This is a genomic window from Vibrio sp. 2132-1 (assembly GCF_033344315.1).
Genome location: NZ_JAWPON010000299.1, coordinates 1 through 722 on the forward strand (window position 1 = coordinate 1; position 722 = coordinate 722).

Here is a 722-nt window from a genome sequence, read left to right on the forward strand (position 1 = left end):
TCACCGGGATCGATAAGACCTTTAGGAAAACCCAGTTCGTAACGCTCTGTACCAGCAGCGTATTCACGTACCAACAGTAAATCGCCCTGTTCGGTTACCGGTACAACCATTACGGCATCGCGGCCACTTGGCTTCATGCGCTCATAAGTGCGATGCTCGCCATTGGAGAAGCGAAGGTCGAGGGCTTCCACAGCAAACAGTTTTGATCGAGCGACCGTCTGACAAGAGAGAATCTCTGGTGGGGTCCTTTTCGACATGGCGCTGACTCCTTGGTGTCGTTGGCTTTTGTAAGGTGCGTAAGATTCTTAATATATGAGAACTCTGCAAGAGTTGCTAGTTTGATTTCATCGCTTCGGCAGTGTTCGCTCGATAACCTTGAAAGAGGTCGTGTGTGACGAAGAATCTCACGTGTTTAATGGATTGTTCAGATACAAAAATGGGAGACCAAAGCCTCCCATTTTCACCGACGATAAGCTCTTAGTAGTAAGAGTGGTCACCACGGTCGTGTTCTGTTGCATCTCGAACTGCTGTTAGCTCACCAACGAACTGGTTTAGTAGCTCTTTCTCGATGCCTTCTTTTAGTGTTACGTCAACCATTGAACAACCGTTACAGCCGCCACCGAATGCAACGATAGCTACGCCTGCTTCAGTAATCTCAACCAAGTTCACGTGACCGCCGTGGCCAGCAAGCTGTGGGTTAACTTGAGTTTGGATAACGTACT

General features: G+C 48.5%; 1 protein-coding gene and 1 pseudogene. Both read right to left on the reverse strand.

The window, feature by feature from the left end:
* Positions 1-257, reverse strand: a pseudogene (locus R8N47_RS25035) (ADP compounds hydrolase NudE); the annotation flags it as partial.
* A 220-nt stretch (positions 258-477) separates the two neighbouring features.
* Positions 478-722 (reverse strand): NifU family protein (locus R8N47_RS25040; protein ID WP_318186085.1); only part of this gene is annotated, 245 nt, incomplete at its 5' end.